This is a genomic window from Myxococcus sp. XM-1-1-1 (assembly GCF_020037095.1).
In the GTDB taxonomy this organism is placed as follows: domain Bacteria; phylum Myxococcota; class Myxococcia; order Myxococcales; family Myxococcaceae; genus Myxococcus; species Myxococcus fulvus.
Window position 1 is genome coordinate 1 of the sequence record NZ_JAIQDH010000068.1, and the last position, 1156, is coordinate 1156.

Here is a 1156-nt window from a genome sequence, read left to right on the forward strand (position 1 = left end):
GTGCGCTTGCCCTCCTCGTCCAGGGTGACGTCCTCGTCCAGCAGATGCAGGCAGTCCCGGACCTTCTTCTGGCGCTGGCACCAGCGTCCGTAGGCGCTCTCCAGCGCTGTTTCCGCGTCCGGTTCCTCGGTCACGAGAAGCCGGCCCCGCTGCGGATCTTCGACGGAGACCAGTCCCAGTCGCCCGCGCACAGGAGAGGAAGCGCGGGGCTGGCCCAGGTTGAACAGCCTCAACGCCGCTTCCCTTGGCCGAGAGGGCAGAGGCGCGGTGCGCGCCAGCTTCTGGACCGCCTCCGCGAACTCGTCCTCGTCCAGCTCGACGGGCTCCGCGTCCGCGCGCGGCGTGTAGATGATGGGCTGGCCCTCGCCCGTGTCCAGGCGCACCACCCGCGAGGTGGCACAACCCGTGCCCACCAGGACCAGCAGCACCACGGCTTCCCAGCGCAGCGTCATGCTCTTCTCCGCGTCATCGCCCCCCATCTTGAGGGTCGAAGTCCATGGAATTCCAGAGCAGATTGACCTTGCCCCGGGAGCCTGAAGAAAAGGCGCTCCATGCAGCGGCATAAGCATCTGGCGGGAGACTTCCGCTGACGTCCAGCCCGTTGTGGGCCGGACGCCTTCCTCCAACCCCAACCCGCAACACGGCGTACCGCGAGTCACATGGGCCGCGGAGCACCCGCTCCACGTCCCTCATGCCCGAGGTGCGCCCTCACCACGAGGAGGAGCACCATGTCTCACGACATCCACCAGATGGCCTACGTCGGCGAGGAGCCCTGGCACGGCCTGGGCACGCAGTTGCCCACTGCCAGCACCTACGAGGAGGTGGTCCAGGCGGCCGGCTTCTACACCGCCGTCGAGCGCCCCCTCTTCTCGCCGCCCATGGAGGAGCCCATCCCGGACCGCAAGGGCCTCTTCCGGGGCGACACGGACGAGTACCTGGCCACGGTCCACAAGGGCTACGAGGTGGTCCAGTTCGAGGAGGTGGCCCGCACGCTGGTGGAGGCAGCCGGCGGCGTGGGCGCCATCTTCCACACGGCGGGCACGCTGGGCCGCAACGGCGTGCGCGGGTGGCTGCTGGGAGAGCTGCCCGAGCCGCTGCGCGTCCGGGGCGACAAGAGCCCCATCCGCCGCTACGTGCTGGGCTACACCGGCCACGA

The 1156-nt window shown here is 69.5% G+C and carries 1 protein-coding gene and 1 pseudogene; one reads left to right on the top strand and one right to left on the bottom strand.

Annotated features, from left to right (window positions below):
* Positions 1-452 (bottom strand): annotated as a pseudogene (locus K8640_RS42330) (hypothetical protein); the annotation flags it as partial.
* A gap of 276 nt (positions 453-728) precedes the next feature.
* Here K8640_RS42330 and K8640_RS42335 point away from each other — a divergent pair.
* A partial coding sequence (locus tag K8640_RS42335) for a DUF932 domain-containing protein (RefSeq protein ID WP_223752275.1) occupies positions 729-1156 on the top strand: 428 nt, incomplete at its 3' end.